At 36.4% G+C, this 16,768-nt stretch carries 12 protein-coding genes and 1 pseudogene; 10 read left to right on the forward strand and 3 right to left on the reverse strand.

Annotated features, from left to right (window positions below; translation table 11 throughout):
- Positions 1 to 113 precede the first annotated feature (113 nt).
- The 4 genes from JW794_07765 to JW794_07780 all read left to right on the forward strand — a co-directional run bounded on the left by JW794_07765 (position 114) and on the right by JW794_07780 (position 2,925).
- Positions 114 to 764, forward strand: a complete 651-nt coding sequence (locus tag JW794_07765; GenBank protein MBN2018006.1) for an MliC family protein — start codon at positions 114 to 116, stop codon at positions 762 to 764.
- Positions 765 to 840: 76 nt separating this feature from the next.
- Positions 841 to 1,302, forward strand: coding sequence for a DUF3795 domain-containing protein (locus tag JW794_07770; protein ID MBN2018007.1), 462 nt, complete (start codon positions 841 to 843; stop codon positions 1,300 to 1,302).
- Between the two features lie 27 nt (positions 1,303 to 1,329).
- Positions 1,330 to 2,163: a mechanosensitive ion channel gene (locus JW794_07775; GenBank protein MBN2018008.1), complete on the forward strand. Its 834-nt coding sequence runs from the start codon at positions 1,330 to 1,332 to the stop codon at positions 2,161 to 2,163.
- A 45-nt stretch (positions 2,164 to 2,208) separates the two neighbouring features.
- Complete coding sequence (locus JW794_07780) at positions 2,209 to 2,925, forward strand: hypothetical protein (protein ID MBN2018009.1); 717 nt, start codon at positions 2,209 to 2,211, stop codon at positions 2,923 to 2,925.
- Positions 2,926 to 2,997: 72 nt separating this feature from the next.
- On the opposite strand, the gene JW794_07785 is transcribed toward JW794_07780, so the two are convergent.
- The 3 genes from JW794_07785 to JW794_07795 are packed head-to-tail and all read right to left on the reverse strand — an operon-like array spanning position 2,998 to position 11,292.
- Positions 2,998 to 3,606: an RsmD family RNA methyltransferase gene (locus JW794_07785; protein ID MBN2018010.1), complete on the reverse strand. Its 609-nt coding sequence runs from the start codon at positions 3,604 to 3,606 to the stop codon at positions 2,998 to 3,000.
- 7 nt (positions 3,607 to 3,613) lie between these two features.
- Entirely contained in the window at positions 3,614 to 5,149 is a 1,536-nt protein-coding gene (locus tag JW794_07790; GenBank protein MBN2018011.1) for a PDZ domain-containing protein, read from the reverse strand.
- Positions 5,146 to 11,292, reverse strand: coding sequence for a UvrD-helicase domain-containing protein (locus JW794_07795; protein ID MBN2018012.1), 6,147 nt, complete (start codon positions 11,290 to 11,292; stop codon positions 5,146 to 5,148). Before JW794_07795 ends, JW794_07790 begins: the two co-directional genes overlap by 4 nt.
- 138 nt (positions 11,293 to 11,430) lie before the next feature.
- Here JW794_07795 and JW794_07800 point away from each other — a divergent pair, with 138 nt between their 5' ends.
- The 6 genes and pseudogenes from JW794_07800 to JW794_07825 form a co-directional block, all read left to right on the forward strand.
- On the forward strand, positions 11,431 to 11,952 hold the full coding sequence (locus tag JW794_07800; GenBank protein ID MBN2018013.1) for a hypothetical protein: 522 nt from the start codon (positions 11,431 to 11,433) through the stop codon (positions 11,950 to 11,952).
- An 829-nt stretch (positions 11,953 to 12,781) separates the two neighbouring features.
- Complete coding sequence (locus JW794_07805; protein MBN2018014.1) at positions 12,782 to 15,199, forward strand: right-handed parallel beta-helix repeat-containing protein; 2,418 nt, start codon at positions 12,782 to 12,784, stop codon at positions 15,197 to 15,199.
- Between the two features lie 65 nt (positions 15,200 to 15,264).
- Positions 15,265 to 15,462, forward strand: a complete 198-nt coding sequence (locus JW794_07810) for a DUF1573 domain-containing protein (protein ID MBN2018015.1) — start codon at positions 15,265 to 15,267, stop codon at positions 15,460 to 15,462.
- A 33-nt stretch (positions 15,463 to 15,495) separates the two neighbouring features.
- Positions 15,496 to 15,630 (forward strand): annotated as a pseudogene (locus tag JW794_07815) (DUF1573 domain-containing protein).
- Between the two features lie 36 nt (positions 15,631 to 15,666).
- The gene (locus JW794_07820; protein ID MBN2018016.1) at positions 15,667 to 16,335 is read left to right on the forward strand and encodes a DUF1573 domain-containing protein; all 669 of its coding nucleotides are present in this window, start codon (positions 15,667 to 15,669) and stop codon (positions 16,333 to 16,335) included.
- A partial coding sequence (locus tag JW794_07825; protein MBN2018017.1) for a rhodanese-like domain-containing protein occupies positions 16,332 to 16,768 on the forward strand: 437 nt, incomplete at its 3' end. The genes JW794_07820 and JW794_07825, both read left to right, overlap by 4 nt.

Consider the following 16,768-nt stretch of genomic DNA (forward strand, 5'->3'; position numbering starts at 1 on the left):
TCAGATGACCAACAAATCATACGGCTGTTATTTGTCCGCAAGTTTTCTAACAATATTGACAAAATCTAACCACGCCATTCAATTTTTTTAGTAAAATGAATCAAGGAGTTCTTATGAAGAAAGTAATAGTATTGGTCGTTGTGATCTTAACCATGTTATGTTCATGCGCAAAAAAGCAAAAACTTGAATCATCATATACTCCCAGAATTCCAACTGATAATGTATTTGTGTTCGAGTGTGACGAGGATGATTATTATACAGTACACTACCAGGATGATTATGCGTTTCTTTATCATGGATATGATGTGTACAAACTACCCCGTGCGATCTCTGCTGATGGTGCTCGTTACAGTGACGGCACAAACGAATTCTGGAATAAAGGGGATATGGCGATGATCACCATCGGAGATAAATCATATCAAAACTGCCAGCTGGTTGATCCTCAACAGATAAAACTTAAAATTCCGGAAGATTATTTCTGGGGTATGAGTAATGGCCAACTTTGGTCATTGACAATCTTTAATTCGGAAATAGCTGTGTTTTTCGACAAGAAAAATAAAACATACCGTTTTCCCTCGGCAACGCTTGTGGATTCTAAACAAGGCGAAAAAGTGTACACTGCCCAAACTGAAGATCATACGGTTAAAGTTGTGATCTCAAAGCAGGATTGTTATGATAAAAAAAGCGATCAACACTTCTCTTACAAAGTCACTCTATTTCTTGATGGAAAAGAATATAATGGATGCGGAAACTCACCTGAATAAAATGCATAATTCTAAAAAAGTTGACTTTGCTTCACATCTGAAATATTTGTAAATATGATTTTACATAGGAAAAAATATGTGTAAAGAAAAAAATACAATTGCATATTGTGGATTATATTGTGCTGAATGTTTTAGTTACAAGGGTACTATTGCAGATTTAGCCCGTGATTTACGGAAAGAGCTAAGAGCTTGTAGATTTGACAAAATTGCCGAAGTTTTTTCGAAGATTTCATTCTTCAAAGATTTCGAAGATTATGACATATGTTACAAGGTCTTGGGTGCAATGGTCAAAGTACGATGCAGAAAGTTATGTAGAGATGGTGGTGGAAATCCCTATTGCAAGGTCAGGATCTGCTGCGAGAAAAAAGATATTGTCGGATGCTGGGAGTGCGAGGATTTCATTACATGTGAAAAACTCACCTTTCTCAAAGAGAATCACGGCGATGCACATATTCAAAACATGAAGATCATAAAGAAAAAGGGTGTTTCAGAATTTTTGAATGGAAAGAAACACTGGTATTTAAAACCGAAAGAATAAATATAAAACAGTAGAGAGGAATAAAATATGGATCCGATTCAAACAACAAAGCCATATTTAAACAAGGCAATCGAACTTATCATGGAGTATGGTCCGAAACTTTTGTTAGCAGTTGTTGTTCTTATTATTGGTTTGTGGATCATTAAAGGTATTAAAAAAATAGTAACAAAAGCTCTGGAAAAAGGGAATGTCGAGATCTCTTTACAACGCTTTCTGATCAGTATGATCGGTATAGGATTGAAAATCCTGCTCTTGATCAGTGTTGCCTCGATGGTTGGAATAGCTACGACTTCATTTGTTGCAATCCTCGGTGCAGCAACGTTTGCTGTTGGTCTTGCACTGCAGGGAAGCTTGTCTAATTTTGCCGGAGGTGTTCTCATTCTTTTGCTTAAACCCTTCAAAGTAAGCGATACTATTGAAGCACAGGGTTTTGTTGGAAAAGTTCATGAAATTCAAATTTTTAACACCCTCATAAAAACCTTTGATAACAAGATGATCTACATCCCGAACGGATCATTATCCAATGGGAATATTACCAATTATTCACAAGAGCCGATACGCAGAGTAGATATGACCTTCGGTATCAGCTACGGTGATGACATCAAGAAAGCAAAGGATATCCTTAAAACGTTGGTAGAGAACGACTCGCGAATTTTAAAAGATCCAGCTCCCCTCATTGCCGTTTCGAATCTCGGAGATAGTTCTGTTGATTTTGCAGTAAAGGTCTGGTGCGACACTGCTGAATATTGGAATGTTTATTTTGATATGCAGGAGAATGTGAAAATGACCTTTGACAAAGAAGGTATTTCAATTCCTTTCCCTCAGACCGATGTACATCTGTTCAACGAAGATAATAAATAGAGGTATATGATGAGAAAATTTATATTTTTGGTATGTGTTGCAGTAATGGGTTTGAGTGTCGCTCATGCCCAACTTGTGACTGATCTGGAAACAGGATTGAATTTCAGCGGATACAATGACGTTGGTGTTCCAGGTAATAATCCAGGGAATATATTTTCTTTGCAAAATAATCTTGGATCAAACGCTTCGTTTTTCATAAGGGCACGAGTAACCTATACGCTAGCTGAAAAGCATAATATCTCTGTACTCATTGCACCATTCACAAAAACCTATAAAGGTAAACCAAAGCAGAATTTCAACTTTGCAGGAGAGAACTACTCATCCCTCTATGAGACAACGGCAAAATATAAATTCAATTCATGGCGATTAACCTATCGATGGGATTTTGTAAGATCGAAACACCTGCAGGTAGGGGTTGGATTAACAGGTAAGATCCGTGATGCAAAGATAAGCATTAAGGGCAAAGACGGTACAGGAACAGTTATTGAATCGTCAACAAGTAATGTCGGCTTTGTGCCGCTTATCAACTTCTTCTTTGCCTGGAAATTTACTCAATGTATGGATTTTCGCATAGAGGGTGATGCACTTGCTGCACCTCAGGGTCGCGCAGAAGATGTTTTTATCGGCTGGACAGGAAATATTTCTGATAAACTTAAGTTAAAGGTTGGATACAGGTTGCTCGAGGGCGGTGCAGATAACAATACTGTATATAATTTTGCGCTGTTCCATTATATTGTTCTCGGTCTGATGTTCCAGATTTAAGAGCAGTAATTTGTTTTCATAAAGGAGGCGATAGTGCGAATTATCGCCTTCTTTTATATCCTATATTACCATTTAAATTATGAGTTTTGTCTCCGTATTAGTATACATCAATGTCCCGAAATACAAACAGAACAATACCAATTCACCATCTAGATAGATGTTCTGTAACTCAAGGGCTGGAAGGTTAGCAAATTCATTTTTTGGTATAACGGGAGGTAAAACCAAAGCTATATTTTTTGTGTAATGTAATATTGTTTTAAAGAGTTTATCTGCAGGTGGTCTTGTCGTTGAATTGATAAACCTATAGATATGGTCTTGACCGTTATCAGCCCAATCAGGATCAAGGAAAGCAGCATCAAAAGGTGGAAGAGAATCAACAATATTTTTGTTCATAACGTCTCCAAGAATAAAGGTAACTTTATTCGAACATTTTGCTTGTTTGATGTTTTCTTTTGCTTGATTCTGGATAGCTCTGTTTATTTCAACAGTTGACACTGATTGTGCTACTCTTGCCAATGCGATTGTTGAGAATCCACCGCCGGTACACGTTTCAAGAACCCGTAAACCTTTAAAGCGCTTTGCTATCTCTACTGTAATTCGACGATCGATTCCCATTTTTAATGTATTTTTATCAGCACGATAATTATCCCCAAATTTTTTCACGATCTCTTCATTTTTCATGATTGATTTACAATTCAAACTCCAGTTTCTTCGCCCACAACGCAGTCCTGTCACGATTTCTCAAGAAATTATCGATCATGAATTCCCGGTCGATTGCTACGTTCTCATCAAAAACAACGTTATTATTTATAATCACTTTTACAGGATTTTCAAAATTTACCATATCAGGATGAAGATACAATGCAAGCTTCTTCACCTGTGATGTCTTTATTACGAACTCATTGCCGAAATAGTGTGCCTGAATTGCTCCCGATGGTTTTGAATAGATGATCGCATCATAATAGGTGGTGTCTGGAAACTGCCCGTAAAGTTTAACTTCTTCTCCATATCTTTTCACCGTGAGGGAGACTGAATCTCCTCGCTGTTTGAAAGTTTTGAGACTGTCCATGTCATCCAAAGAAAGAAGAGTCACACCATCCATTGCAATGATCAAGTCATGCTCCTGCAAACCCATTAGCCTGGCTGTTGTTTCTCCATCCACAAGATTATAAACCATGATACCGTCATAGTCAAAGTCATCATCAGGATAAAAACCGAAGCTTATCCGGTCATCAGGCAATTGTGTTTGATATTCAAGCTGCCAGAACTGCTGTGTCATGGTTGAGTCTATCTCAAGTATTTCCAGCCAGTCACATTTGCCGTAATCCGGTGTCCATGTTTCCCAGTAAATGCTTGGCCGGAAGATATCTCTCGGCTGGAGTTGCATGTCCTGTATCATGATAGGTATTTCCTCTGGTGCATAATCAAAATCATGACCGATACCCCAGTATTCTTTATACAGGAGATTGGCATCTGCCTGAAGTGCAAGATCCATGATGAGACGCATTCGTTTTGCAGGATACAGCCCATCTATATCAGTATTGATCGCATTCACCCGTCTGTTTCTCAAGTTAGCAACAAAGGTAGGTCTGTTTGTAACGCGAGATCCAACCGATAGAAATCCGTTCAGGGGATAGAAGGATGCAAAATCATCGGGAGCGCTCATTGCCATGAAAAAGGAACCGGAACCGCCATCTGAGAATCCTGTCATATATATGCGGTCATCATCGATATTGAACATTGTTTTAAGTGCCCTGATCTGTGCATGAATGTTATTCACACCACTCAGATCCCACCAGGATGTATCAATGTTTCCAAAAGGAAAAAGCATGAGCCAATTTTGCTCCTCGGCAAATGGGACGAAGTAATTATTCTGCATGAAATCTTCTTCAATTTCATAAAATTCTTTTGTGCTGACACCGCCATGCAGATATATAAGCATAGGGGTTTTAAAGGAAGCATCATAGTTGGATGGAATATACAGCACATATGGCGCATCCAGCGTGTCATTTATATGATTATAGTAGGCTATTGTGACACCTGTGGAATCCGGTTGATAATACTGATTCCAGGTACTGAGAATTGCATAGAGCGAATCGTCTGGAATCGAGGTGTTCATGGCATAACTACTTATCCTATTCAACCAGTTGTCATCTTGAGAAAAAAGCATTGTTGAAATACTTATAACAAGTAGGGCTATAATAATGAGACTATATTTTTTCATGATATCTTCTCTTTGTTGAATCGTATTTGATTTATGATATCTTTGTACATATTAAACATCGAATTTTTCCTGCACAGCTTGTAATACAAGCAGTAATTGCATGGCTTTCCGTTCCTTTCTCTTTCACGGATATTAAAATTTCCCAATAAGACTTTTTCACCATAGTGTAAGAGTATTTTAATAATATCTTTTTCAGATAGAATATACTCTGATCTACTTGTTTTGATGTGCATTTCATTGTTCCCGAAGTCAATAGTCAATGGGATCTTGCCCTGATCTTTTGTAGATTCGTATATAAATTTGACCTGTTTGTCCGGGTAATGCTTATGCAGTATGAAATAGTAGATTAGGGGTTGGACATCCCAGAATTCGTTGATGTCTGATGCTTGCGGTGTTGAACCGGTTTTATAATCGATGCCGATGATCTCTGAATGATCATTCTTTTCCAGAATTTTATCGATTTTACCCCAGAAGTTCAGTGTGACTATCTCGTTGTGAATATCAAGTACTGACCACGGCTCTTGATTTGTTTGTTTGTGCATACCAAATTCTTGCTCGAAGTGTAGCGGTGTGTAGTCATTAAAATTTTCCTTATTGAAACTAAGCAGTGTTACTAAAAGATTATTCTCATGAGCTTCATCGAGTCCTTCAGTATATGGCGCATAAAGTCGCTGAAGGAATAGATCGTTTTCAAGATGGATATGGTTTTTCTGTAGAACCTGTTTCACCTGTTGATTAAGCAGAGAACATGCCTGTTCGAAATTATGTTTCAGAATGGTAAAACCATCAACATTGCCAAATTTTTCAAGTGCCTCGTGGATATTAATTCCAAGAGCAATACGCACTTCGGAATCTTCATCAAACTCAAGAGGTTTGATCTTGAGTATATCTTGGAATAGATACTGCATTGGGCATTGAATAAGGGTATTCATGCTGCTTGCAGAGGTCAGCAGTGTGTGCGATCCGTCAGGTTCGACCTGTCCTTTGAACGGTCCAATATCTTCACTGAGATAGTCGTTGTGCCGTTGAAGGACTGGAAGGATTGGATTTTCGATAATACGGTCTTCACATGTAAGGTAATACTGGCGTAGTGTTTGACGTGTTGATGAAGTAGTAATTTGTTGATTTATGATCTTTATTCCTTCCAGCAGGATGGATGGATTAAGTGTATCCCCTGACATATTCTGGCATGGATAGGAGAGATGTGTGTGTTGTTTCCTCTGCATCCACGAATTGAAGAGGAGGGCACTTTTCTGCCATTCATAGTGTGGGAGCGATTTTACAAAAGGATTCTTCTTAGGCGGTACAGGAAAATATTTTTCTGCAAGTCCTGCAATAAACAATACGGGTGTACTGGTATTATATGATTCGAGATAGCTTATAACCTCGACACCATTTCCTGTTCTTTTACGTGACATCTCAGCTTCTTTGAACTGCCTTTTCAAATCGCGAAGAAGGTCATCCGGCTTTTCAGGAAATCCTATCTCTCTGTATATATCAATGGTTGAATTAATTATGTTTTTAATTTTGGTGTAAGCTGATTTGGATTCAATATGCTTGTCGATCGCGGGATCAATCTTTCTATTTTGAAGAAACTCCTCAATTATGTTCCAGATATCAGATAAATCATTTACATGATCAATTTCAAGCTCAGCAATAAGTTCACAAACCGCATGAATCGAGTCTCGAAATTCATCAACATGTTCAAGTTCTGTAATATCACTAAAATAGGTGATCGGCTTTTGCCTAATAAATGCATCGAGTTTGTAAAATTGCTCATTCTCGGGCATAAGCGGATGAAGCAGTATTGACGAAAGGGTCTTCCAGGTCAGGTGTTCCGATGAAAGTATAATTGTAAGAATGTTTGTGATAAGGTCTGTGAGTGGGTTATCGATGAGCGGCAGTGGTGCATGAATACGATGTGATATGCCATATGCAGTAAAAACATTTTTGATGACGGGCACATACACGTCGATACTGGAGATCGAAAGTTGAATGTCATGATACGAAACGTTCTGATTGGTTAGTTCTATAATTTTTTGAGCAATGCCCTCGATTTCAGTCTCAACCGAATAATATGATAAACATATTCCTTCTGAATTAATTATAGGTACGATTGTCTCCCAAATCTGCTGGGTATAATTAAATGAAGTAGTAAGCGCATCATTCTTGAAACTGTCTATGAAGTAGAATTTCTCGGTTTGCTCAGATAACAATTTGATAAAAGAGAAATACTTCGCCGAGTCCCTGAAAAAGCCCTTTAGAATAATGGTTTTATCCGACAGCTTTTCCCTTAATAGATTTTCACTTATTTCTGATTCAAAGAAAAATCCATGTGATTTTTTTAGCCCCTCAAAATTATTATAGATCTTATTGAACTCCTTGTTCAGAGTTTTGAACTCTTTTTCCTGCAGATCATACTTAATGATCGCTTGTGCAAGAAGTTCGATCATTCCGTCAGAGAGTTGATAGTCTTCTGACGCTTTTCTGACAAGCATTCTACAAACACTCGGAGTTATCATTTTTCTCGATGATGATATAACAAGATGGTTAAGTGTTGTGATCTCTATATTAGGGGTCAGCCTTTTGATCGCAGCAAGTGATTGAATCATCTGTTTTGCATGTAGTGACGTGAGATTGATAATTGTGATGGGTTCATCATTAATCTTTTCAAGAATATCGTGATTTATCGGTGCTGCACGCAGCTTAGAAGGATAAAAAGGATGTATCTCCTCAGGAAAAATCTCTGACCAATACTTGCTAGAAAAAGGTATTTCTCTCAATTCATTAAAAGCAGAATAGTAAATATATGCTTTTGCATCGATAGCATATAATTGCCTGACGATCCACTGATATGTCTGGAGTTGAAGCGTGTATTGTTCGTGAAATTGGGCTGTTTGATTAGTCTTGAAGTCAACGATTTTCCAACCATCCACATCTTTATATAATAGATCGATAATACCATTGACTTCATAAAAATTTTTTCCGTTATCCATCCATCCGGTTACGTGATGTTCATGATGGAGATTTTTTTCATCTATTTGTTCGATAGTTTTAGCAAGGTTAGATGAGGAGAAGTGATCGAGATGTATTTTAAGTATTTGCTGAATCTCATTAAAAGACAATGCTGGGAAATTGGTAGTAACGAACTTCTCGATTTCAGATTTATGTGTATCCCATCGCCACCAGTGTTTTTCAATACATGTATGGAAGATCGTGCCGAATGCAAGAGCAGCAACATTGTCTGTACCTTCATTTGAAAATGTCGGACAATCTGCTTGATCTAAACTTTTCATAATATCATGAGGTGTAATTCGAGTATAGATATCTTTATGAACAGGGATAGTGGGGGGATTCCAGTGAGTCAGTTTCATCTCTTTATCGATTTCTCGAGCAAGTCGATCATTCAATTCGTCTGCAGACATGCATGAGATAGCTAAGTGTGAAGGGGGGAGGAACTCGCCAGCGTTTATATCTTCAAAAGTTTGCGGTAATCCAAGCGGTGTAGCGACAAATGTTGACCACCATGACTTTTTATTATACGTACCAGTGTGTTCTCCAAGTAACGCAATCCGGTATTTTGCCCGGGTAACAGCCACATAGAACATACGTTTATCCTCAGCTTCCTGCTCGATCTTGTCCTGTTGCTTTATGAGGTTAAGAAAATTCGATTTTCTTGATTCGGTTTGTTCTTTGATTGCAATTCCGACTTCGATCATGCCTTCTGGATTGATGCGGCTGTGATAGATGTTCCCTTTATCTGACTGTGTTTTTGTGTCATTGAGTTCCGGGATAATGACGGTTGGGAATTCCAATCCCTTTGCTTTATGGATCGTCATGATCTGTACTTTTGCAGGTTCAGGCAGATCGGCTTGAGCAACCTCGCTCTTGTAACGAATTTGATAAGCAAGATAATCATGAAGTTCCTGCAGCGATATCCCTTCAAGCTCGAGTTGGGAAATGAGATGCAGCAGCTTATCGATATTTGCCAGACGCTGTCTTCCACCTACCTCACTCACGTAACCGAGTTCTCTGTGTTTTTTAGAAAGCACCTCGTGTAGTAATGCATGTACAGAAAGTTTTTGAGAAAGTTGTCGCCAGTGCTGTATAGTTTGAATTATGTCATAATACTCAGTTTTGTTCGACATATAGGCAAGGATCGATTCTTTCTCTTTTTTCAACCTTCTGTCTTTAAGATTGTATATCAATGTATCCGACACACAGAAGAAGGGACTTCTCAGCAATCCCACGAGCGAGGCATCGTCGTGTGGATTGATCAGCACACTAATAAAATGAAAGAGGTCATATGCTTCCTGCTGGTTGAACAGATTTCTTTCGCCAATGATCTGGAAAGGAATCCCCAGTTCCTGAAACGCACGAAGATATTCATGTATGTGAATGAAGTTCCTGAGTAAAACTCCAACAATCACTTCCTCATTTATCTGCTGTTCATCTGCCCATTCAAGATACTTTTCGGCCATATATGCTGCATGTTTTGACGGAATATAGTTCTGTTGATTTTGATCGATTTCAATAATGCTAATATCGCATACAGTTTCAGACCCGATACCATCTTTTTTTCTGTTTCTCGGAAATGAAGTCTCCTCAAACGATGCTTCAAAGGAATGTTCGGAAGGAGTAAAAATCTTTCTGAACAAAGGATTGATCACATGATCGATATACCTTTTCGAAGAGCGGTAATTATCATTGAATGCTATGAGCGCTTCGGGAGCAACCTCTTCGAGTTCATCCCGGGCGACATTCATCACTTCAACATCTGCCTGCTGGAAACGATAGATGGATTGCTTCTTGTCGCCTACAATAAATAAACCCTTATTTCGAAGAGTCCCATCAGCTTTTTTTGCAATATTCTTGATGATCTCCCAGCGAAGGTTGTTGGTATCCTGGAATTCGTCTACAAGGATATGTTTGAACTGCTCTGAATATTGTTTTCTAACATTTTCATGTTCCGAAAGCAATTCTCTTGTTTTGATGATCACGTCATTAAAGGTGAGATAGTTCTTTCGTAGTTGGGTCTGCCAGAGTGCATCTTCGAACTCGGCATACAACGTTATCAGGTCTTTGAAAACTTCGATTGAACGTATATCCTCTTCTGCAGGAAAGAAGAGCACTTTACTTTGCGGAATATGCTGTGATAGTTCATCGAGAATTACATTTCCTGCATCTCTATAACCATTATATATATCTGGATTGATAAAACTTTTTTTGGTCTGTATGAAACGTGATTCAGAATAATATTCATTTTTTTTTGTAAGAAAGTAGGGAAGTACTTCAGCCATGAAGTATCGGTGTCGCTCCTGTTCCATATCTTCAGGAATATGTTCCAGCTTGGCTCTGAGGAAGGCGAGATTATTTTCTTCACTATCTAATATGTGCTCATGATATTGTGCAATGCTTTTAACTTTTCGAACAAGCAAGTCAACATCAAACTCAGGTAAGTAGGTATCTAACCAATATCTATATATTTCATTTTTAGATTTGTTCTCCACGAACTCGAGCCATTCTTCGAGAAACACCTTTCTGTCATTGAAGTAATTGAAGAACTGGATTATACCGCTCTTGTCTGTGTATTGAAGGATTCGTTTCAGCTCCGGTCGAAGCGCTTTACTTTGCCTGTTAAAAAATTCATTCAGGGTTTCTCGATAGAGTTTCTGCGCAAGTAATTCGTCCGAGGTTTTGAATTGCGGATCGATATTCAGCAGGTATGCGTTTTCCCTGAGTACGCTTCCGCAAAATGCATCGATGGTCATGATATAATTCTGTGAAAAGGTAGAGCGAAGCCAGTTTTTGTAATCCTCAGGAGCATTTCTAATAGTATCTCCAAGAGAAATACCTTGTTCTTTCATATCAGATATTTCTTCATCTCTTAGTAAGACCTGCAAGTCTTCATAGATACGGCGGGACATCTCAGCGGCAGCTTTATTCGTGAATGTAATAACAAGAATATTCTTGAATCCAAGCCAATCATTTTTTGGTTTTTTCAGATTGTATTTGGTAAATTCATCGATGATAGCACAGTATCGTTTTGACAGCGCATAGGTTTTTCCTGCACCCGCACATGCAGATACAATGCGATTGGTTGATAAATTCAAAGCTCTTTGTAAAGGTGAAGTTTCTTCCATGTATTCGATTGCCTACCTGTTTATATATGAAGTGAAAAAGCAGGAAAAATTCTGGCAATGTTTTTGTGAAAAAGTTGACATTGGAACAAAAGTAAAAAATCATATTTGTAAAATTATTATATTTGAAGGAAGTGTCGTATGAAAAATAAAATTTTTAGGGCAAAAAATATTTTTTGTTTACTTGTAATACTCATAATTATCATAGCTTTCTGCTCCTGTTGCAAAAAGGGAACAGGTGATTCAACCGATATGATTTATTATGACGTACACATCACATATAACGCTACATTTCCCGATGTTTGTACGTATTATGGGGATGGTGATGCAATAATGTATGATTATGGAGATCATGCAACAATATCTGGAATTATCACTGTAGGACAGGCAACATTCAGCGCTGAATTCGAAGGCACGTTAGAGGGGGAAACTTTTACCCTAACAACGACAACATTCCAGGTTCAATATGAGTTTGATGGTCAAACCTACACAGAAGAGATCACGATCGATTTCAATGATTTTTCGATTTCTGGCACCACCGTAACAGCGACAGGTGATTACACTGCAGTAACGAATCCGGGAAACACAACAGAAGCAGGATCAGTAACATTTTTGGCTACTGAAACTAAGAATTCAAGGACGAATATTATTGCTAACCTATAATAAAAAGAGCATACAACAATCAATTTACTAATTATTTAATCCATAATAGTGATTCCCGAATTATTTAACATTTTATTTCATTTAAATTCATAGAAAAAGTGATGTTTTTTAAACACTTCTTAAATGTGCTGTCGTTTATTCTAATTGTATAATAAATTAAGGTTCATGACAACTTAAGAGGTTTACTTCTTACCATGGTCAATATAAGATCATAAAGATTTTCATGTCTATGACTAAATCTAAATTCACATTCTTTTAGGTGTAAGTAAAATGTTGATTTATGCATTCCACGGAACTTACTCCACCGTATTTTAGCAAGTCTCCAGAAGTTCTTTAGCAGAGTTACTTTTCACGATTTGTGTATCAATCTTATCATATTTCTTGATCATGCCAAATATGTTGGTTTTACCATGAACACTTCGTCCTCTTTTACCTCGAACTCTCCGTGTTCAGTCCGCCAGCTAGCGGATTTTCGAGTTAAATCTCGCCTTTCTCAAACAGACTTTCTTGTTCAGAATGTTTTACTATTTTTGTCCTTAATGCCTTAAGAATTTTTTTATAGAGTTCCTACTTACATTGCTTAATTCTGATATCTGACTCGCTATTAAATCAGCACAAATCAGCTTGATAATTTCTCTAAAATTTGCTGCAGAAATTCATGAACGATATAAATATCTATTAACCAAATTCATCAACATAATTCGGGTCTACTTACTACTCCTAAAAGTCAAGTTAAGTTGTCATGAACCTAATTTTTTATTGACATAATAAAAGAAAATTGATCTTTCTATGAAAAATTTTATGAGAAAAATTAATTTGGAGGTGTTAGATGTTTAGAAAATTACTGTTTTTATTACTGTTTTTAAGTTTGTGTTCAGCTTCAGCATTTGCGTACACAACTATTTCCGGTGATATGAGTGGCCAAACATTGATAGCTGGAACGTATTTCGTATCGGATGAGATTTATGTGAATGCTGGTGCAACTTTAACGATCGAACCTGGTGCAATTCTAAAATTTGCAGCTGACAAAAGTTTAACGGTTAACGGAACTTTACACGCTGTTGGTTTGAGTACATTGTACATTCGCTTTACTTCTCAAAATGATGACTTTGTTGGAGAATCCATTGCCGGTTCAAACCATTATCCCGATGACGGGGACTGGGATAAAATCAAATTTGATGGTACTGCTCCAAATGAGGGTTTGTGTGAAATGGAACGCTGTAAAGTAAACTGGAGTGATGTTGCACTTTACTTTACTCATTGTGATACAGGATACATTAAAAATAGTGTTATTACATATAGTTACCACGAAGGTATTTATTTAAGTAATTCTAGTCCTGAAATAGCAAATAATATTATTTCGAATAATCATTACAATTGTATTCGGATGGGAAGCAACTGTGAACCTCTAATAGTATCAAATCAAATTTCCAATAGCACAGAATATGGTATAGGAATAGAATCCTCTTCTTCCGAACCACAAATAATAAACAACACAATTCACGACTGTGATTTAAATCCTGTCTGGTGTTATGCAGATCAGGTAGGAAATATTTATGGAAATACTTATGCAGATAATGGTGATCAACGGATCAAAGTTGAAGGAGAAACAATTTCCGAAAGTTGTACCTGGGTAGATGATGGGATACCATATTATTTACCTTATTATTCTAATATTTACGTACAAGGAACTGATGGAGTAGATAATGTAACAACGCTTACTATTGCACCAGGAGTAGAAATTCAATCTCATACTTCATTCTTATGGATTGGTCATGATACGAATTCTAATTACCCAGGAAAATTAATAGCAAATGGAACAGAAGAGAATAAGATTACTTTCACTTCAAGTAGTTCAACTCCCTCTGCTGGTGACTGGATAGGAATATATTTTGCCGATTATGCAGATGACAGTTCCGAAATTTCAAATTGTATCATTGAATATGCCGGGTGGAATTTTCCACCTGATAATATTTATCCTTGTATTTCTCTTATAAGTTGTTCACCCACAATTTCTGATTGCATAATATCTCAAAGCGGATATTCGGGCATATATGCTTCTGAAAGTAGTTCATTAATATATAACTGCGAAATTGATAATTGTGTTCAAACTGGAATTGATGCTGAAAATTCAACATTGAATATTCTTTATTGTCTTATTCACGATAACGATACAGGAATTTTAAATCATGTTTCCGACGGTGATCTATTGATCAAAAATTGTACTTTGTACGGGAATAATTATGGTTTTAGCGGAAGTATTGGAACTTCAGCTACAATTCTCAATTCAATAATCTGGAACAATACAACTACTCAAATTTCTATTGATACAGGTTATAGTCTGAATATTGGTTATTGTGATATTCAGAATGCCTGGAGTGGTACTGGAAATATTAATTCTGATCCTGAATTTGTAGAACCATTACTGGATAATTACGAATTATTATACAATTCACCCTGCATCGATACCGGTGCTCCTTCTTCTCCTTTAGATCCAGATGGAACAAGAGCAGATATGGGAGCTTTTTATTTCGATCAAGCTGGTGGTGGTCCTGTTATTACTACCATTTCTGATATTCCAGATGATCAAGGTCATCAGGTTCAGATAGTCTGGGACAAAAGCCCCTACGATTATCCTCACTCAGCCATTCCTATTGAGCAATATTCAATATGGCGGTATGATAATGTGTATCGGGATGATCAAAAGTTGAACAGCTATGATAATTTACAGGAACTTTTTGCTAATAGAAACCAGGACAATAATGGAACCTATTACTGGGATAGAGGTAACAGGATTCTCACCTTTATTGATTGTATTCCTGCGGTTTGCTTTGATGAATATTCAATAATAGTACCAACTCTGTATGATTCGAGTTACATTTCTATAAATTATTCAAAATTTATAATTTTGGCTCAAACTGATCTTTCCTATATGTATTTTGAATCTAATCCGGATTCAGGTTATTCCATTGACAATATCCCTCCATGCAGAACAACTGCGAATATTGCTAAAAACGGAAATAAGATGAATCTTTCATGGGAAGAAGTTGAATATGGTATGTTCCAGGGAAATCTTTATCCTGAACTCAACGGTGTCTGGTATAAGATTTATGCTGGGAATGAACCGAATTTTGTTTGTGACCAAACTCATTTTGTAGATATCTTGACTGATCTAAGTTATGAGTTTCTGATTAACTCTTATGATACAAAGAAATTCTTTAAAATAGTAGTGAGTGATACTCCATAATATAGTTTTGGAAAACAGAAGCATAAAAGTTGACAAAGAAAAGGGTATTCTAGAAGTAGGTATTCATGAAAAAAATTACTGTTATAGTTTTGTTTACTTGTTTGTTATTCAGCCAGCTATATAGCAAACCTGAAATTTCCATTAAAGAAACAACATTTGATTTTGGTGATATATTAGAATCAAATGGCAAGGTTCATCATAAATTCTTTTTCACAAATATCGGTGATGAACCACTGAAGATTAAAAAAGTTTCTTCCTCTTGAGGGTGTACTGTAACCAGTAGGTCTACTGGTTTAATCGCTCCAGGTGATAGTGGATTTGTCAAAGTTACATTTAATCCAAAAAACAGGAAAGGGAATTTTAAGAAATCTGCTACACTGGTAACGGATGCTGACAGCAAACCGATAAGATTATATATTCAGGGTAATATAATCCCTCCTTATGATCAGCTCAAGAAACAAGAAGAATTGGAAATACAACTTGATGATATTTCATTTGGAGAAGTATACCACTCTGAAATTGTAAAAGATACAATCACAATAGTCAACGATGATAGTCTTATACTTCATGTCTTTGTCTATAAGGTTCCCAAATATTTAAATTTTCAAATAGAATCCAATCAAATACCACCTCATTCATCTTCTAAAATAGTGTGTACCTTTTACCCTGATCAAGTTGATAAATATGGTTTTTTATACAATAAAGTCACAACTCTGCTGTTTAATAATGAAAAAAAAATGCAAACAAAGCTTTTAATAACTGCAACTATTTTGCCAGATGTGAATTATAATGATAACATTATTGAAGATAAAAATGCAAAAATTTCCTTTGAAGAATCAATTAAATATATCTACATTTCAAAAGACGATAAAAAAATCGAGTGTGAATTTTATTTTGAAAATGTAGGAAATGATGATTTGAAGATTTACGATGTTTATATGAATCATGGATGTTCTGTAGGGGATTTTTCAGAGATTGTATCACCAGGAGAAAAGGGTCATATAATAATCGATTGCGATGATATCAATGATGGTAAAAATTATAAAAAAATTATCAATGTGATTTCAAATGATCCAGTAAAGCCGCAACAGGAACTCAGGATAATGTATCAATTTGTTGAGGATGATGTAAAATGAAAATATTAAAATTTAATTATTTATTGTATTCGATTTCTATTCTTTTATTAACTCTCTTCTTTACTTCATGCAGTTCTCTAAAGTCCTCAAAATTACCAGCCATTTATGAGGATATTACATCAGAAGAGGCATTGAGGATAATATACCAACATGAAAGTAACAATAATTTTGTTATTTTAGATGTAAGAACTCCTGAAGAAATTGAACATGGTTTTGTTGAAAATGCTATCTTTATTGATTATAAGGCAGATTCATTTGAAAATAAAATATCAGATTTAGATAAAAACAATATATATTTAGTCTATTGCAAAGCTGGCATACGAAGTACTAAGGTAGTGGAATTTATGGAAGAGAATGGTTTTTTGTATTTATACAATATAATTGATGGGTTCGATGGCTGGAATAAGAACGAGTTTCCGATAGAGGTTGATAA

It is taken from the genome of Candidatus Cloacimonadota bacterium, from assembly GCA_016932035.1.
Classification (GTDB): domain Bacteria; phylum Cloacimonadota; class Cloacimonadia; order JGIOTU-2; family JGIOTU-2; genus Celaenobacter.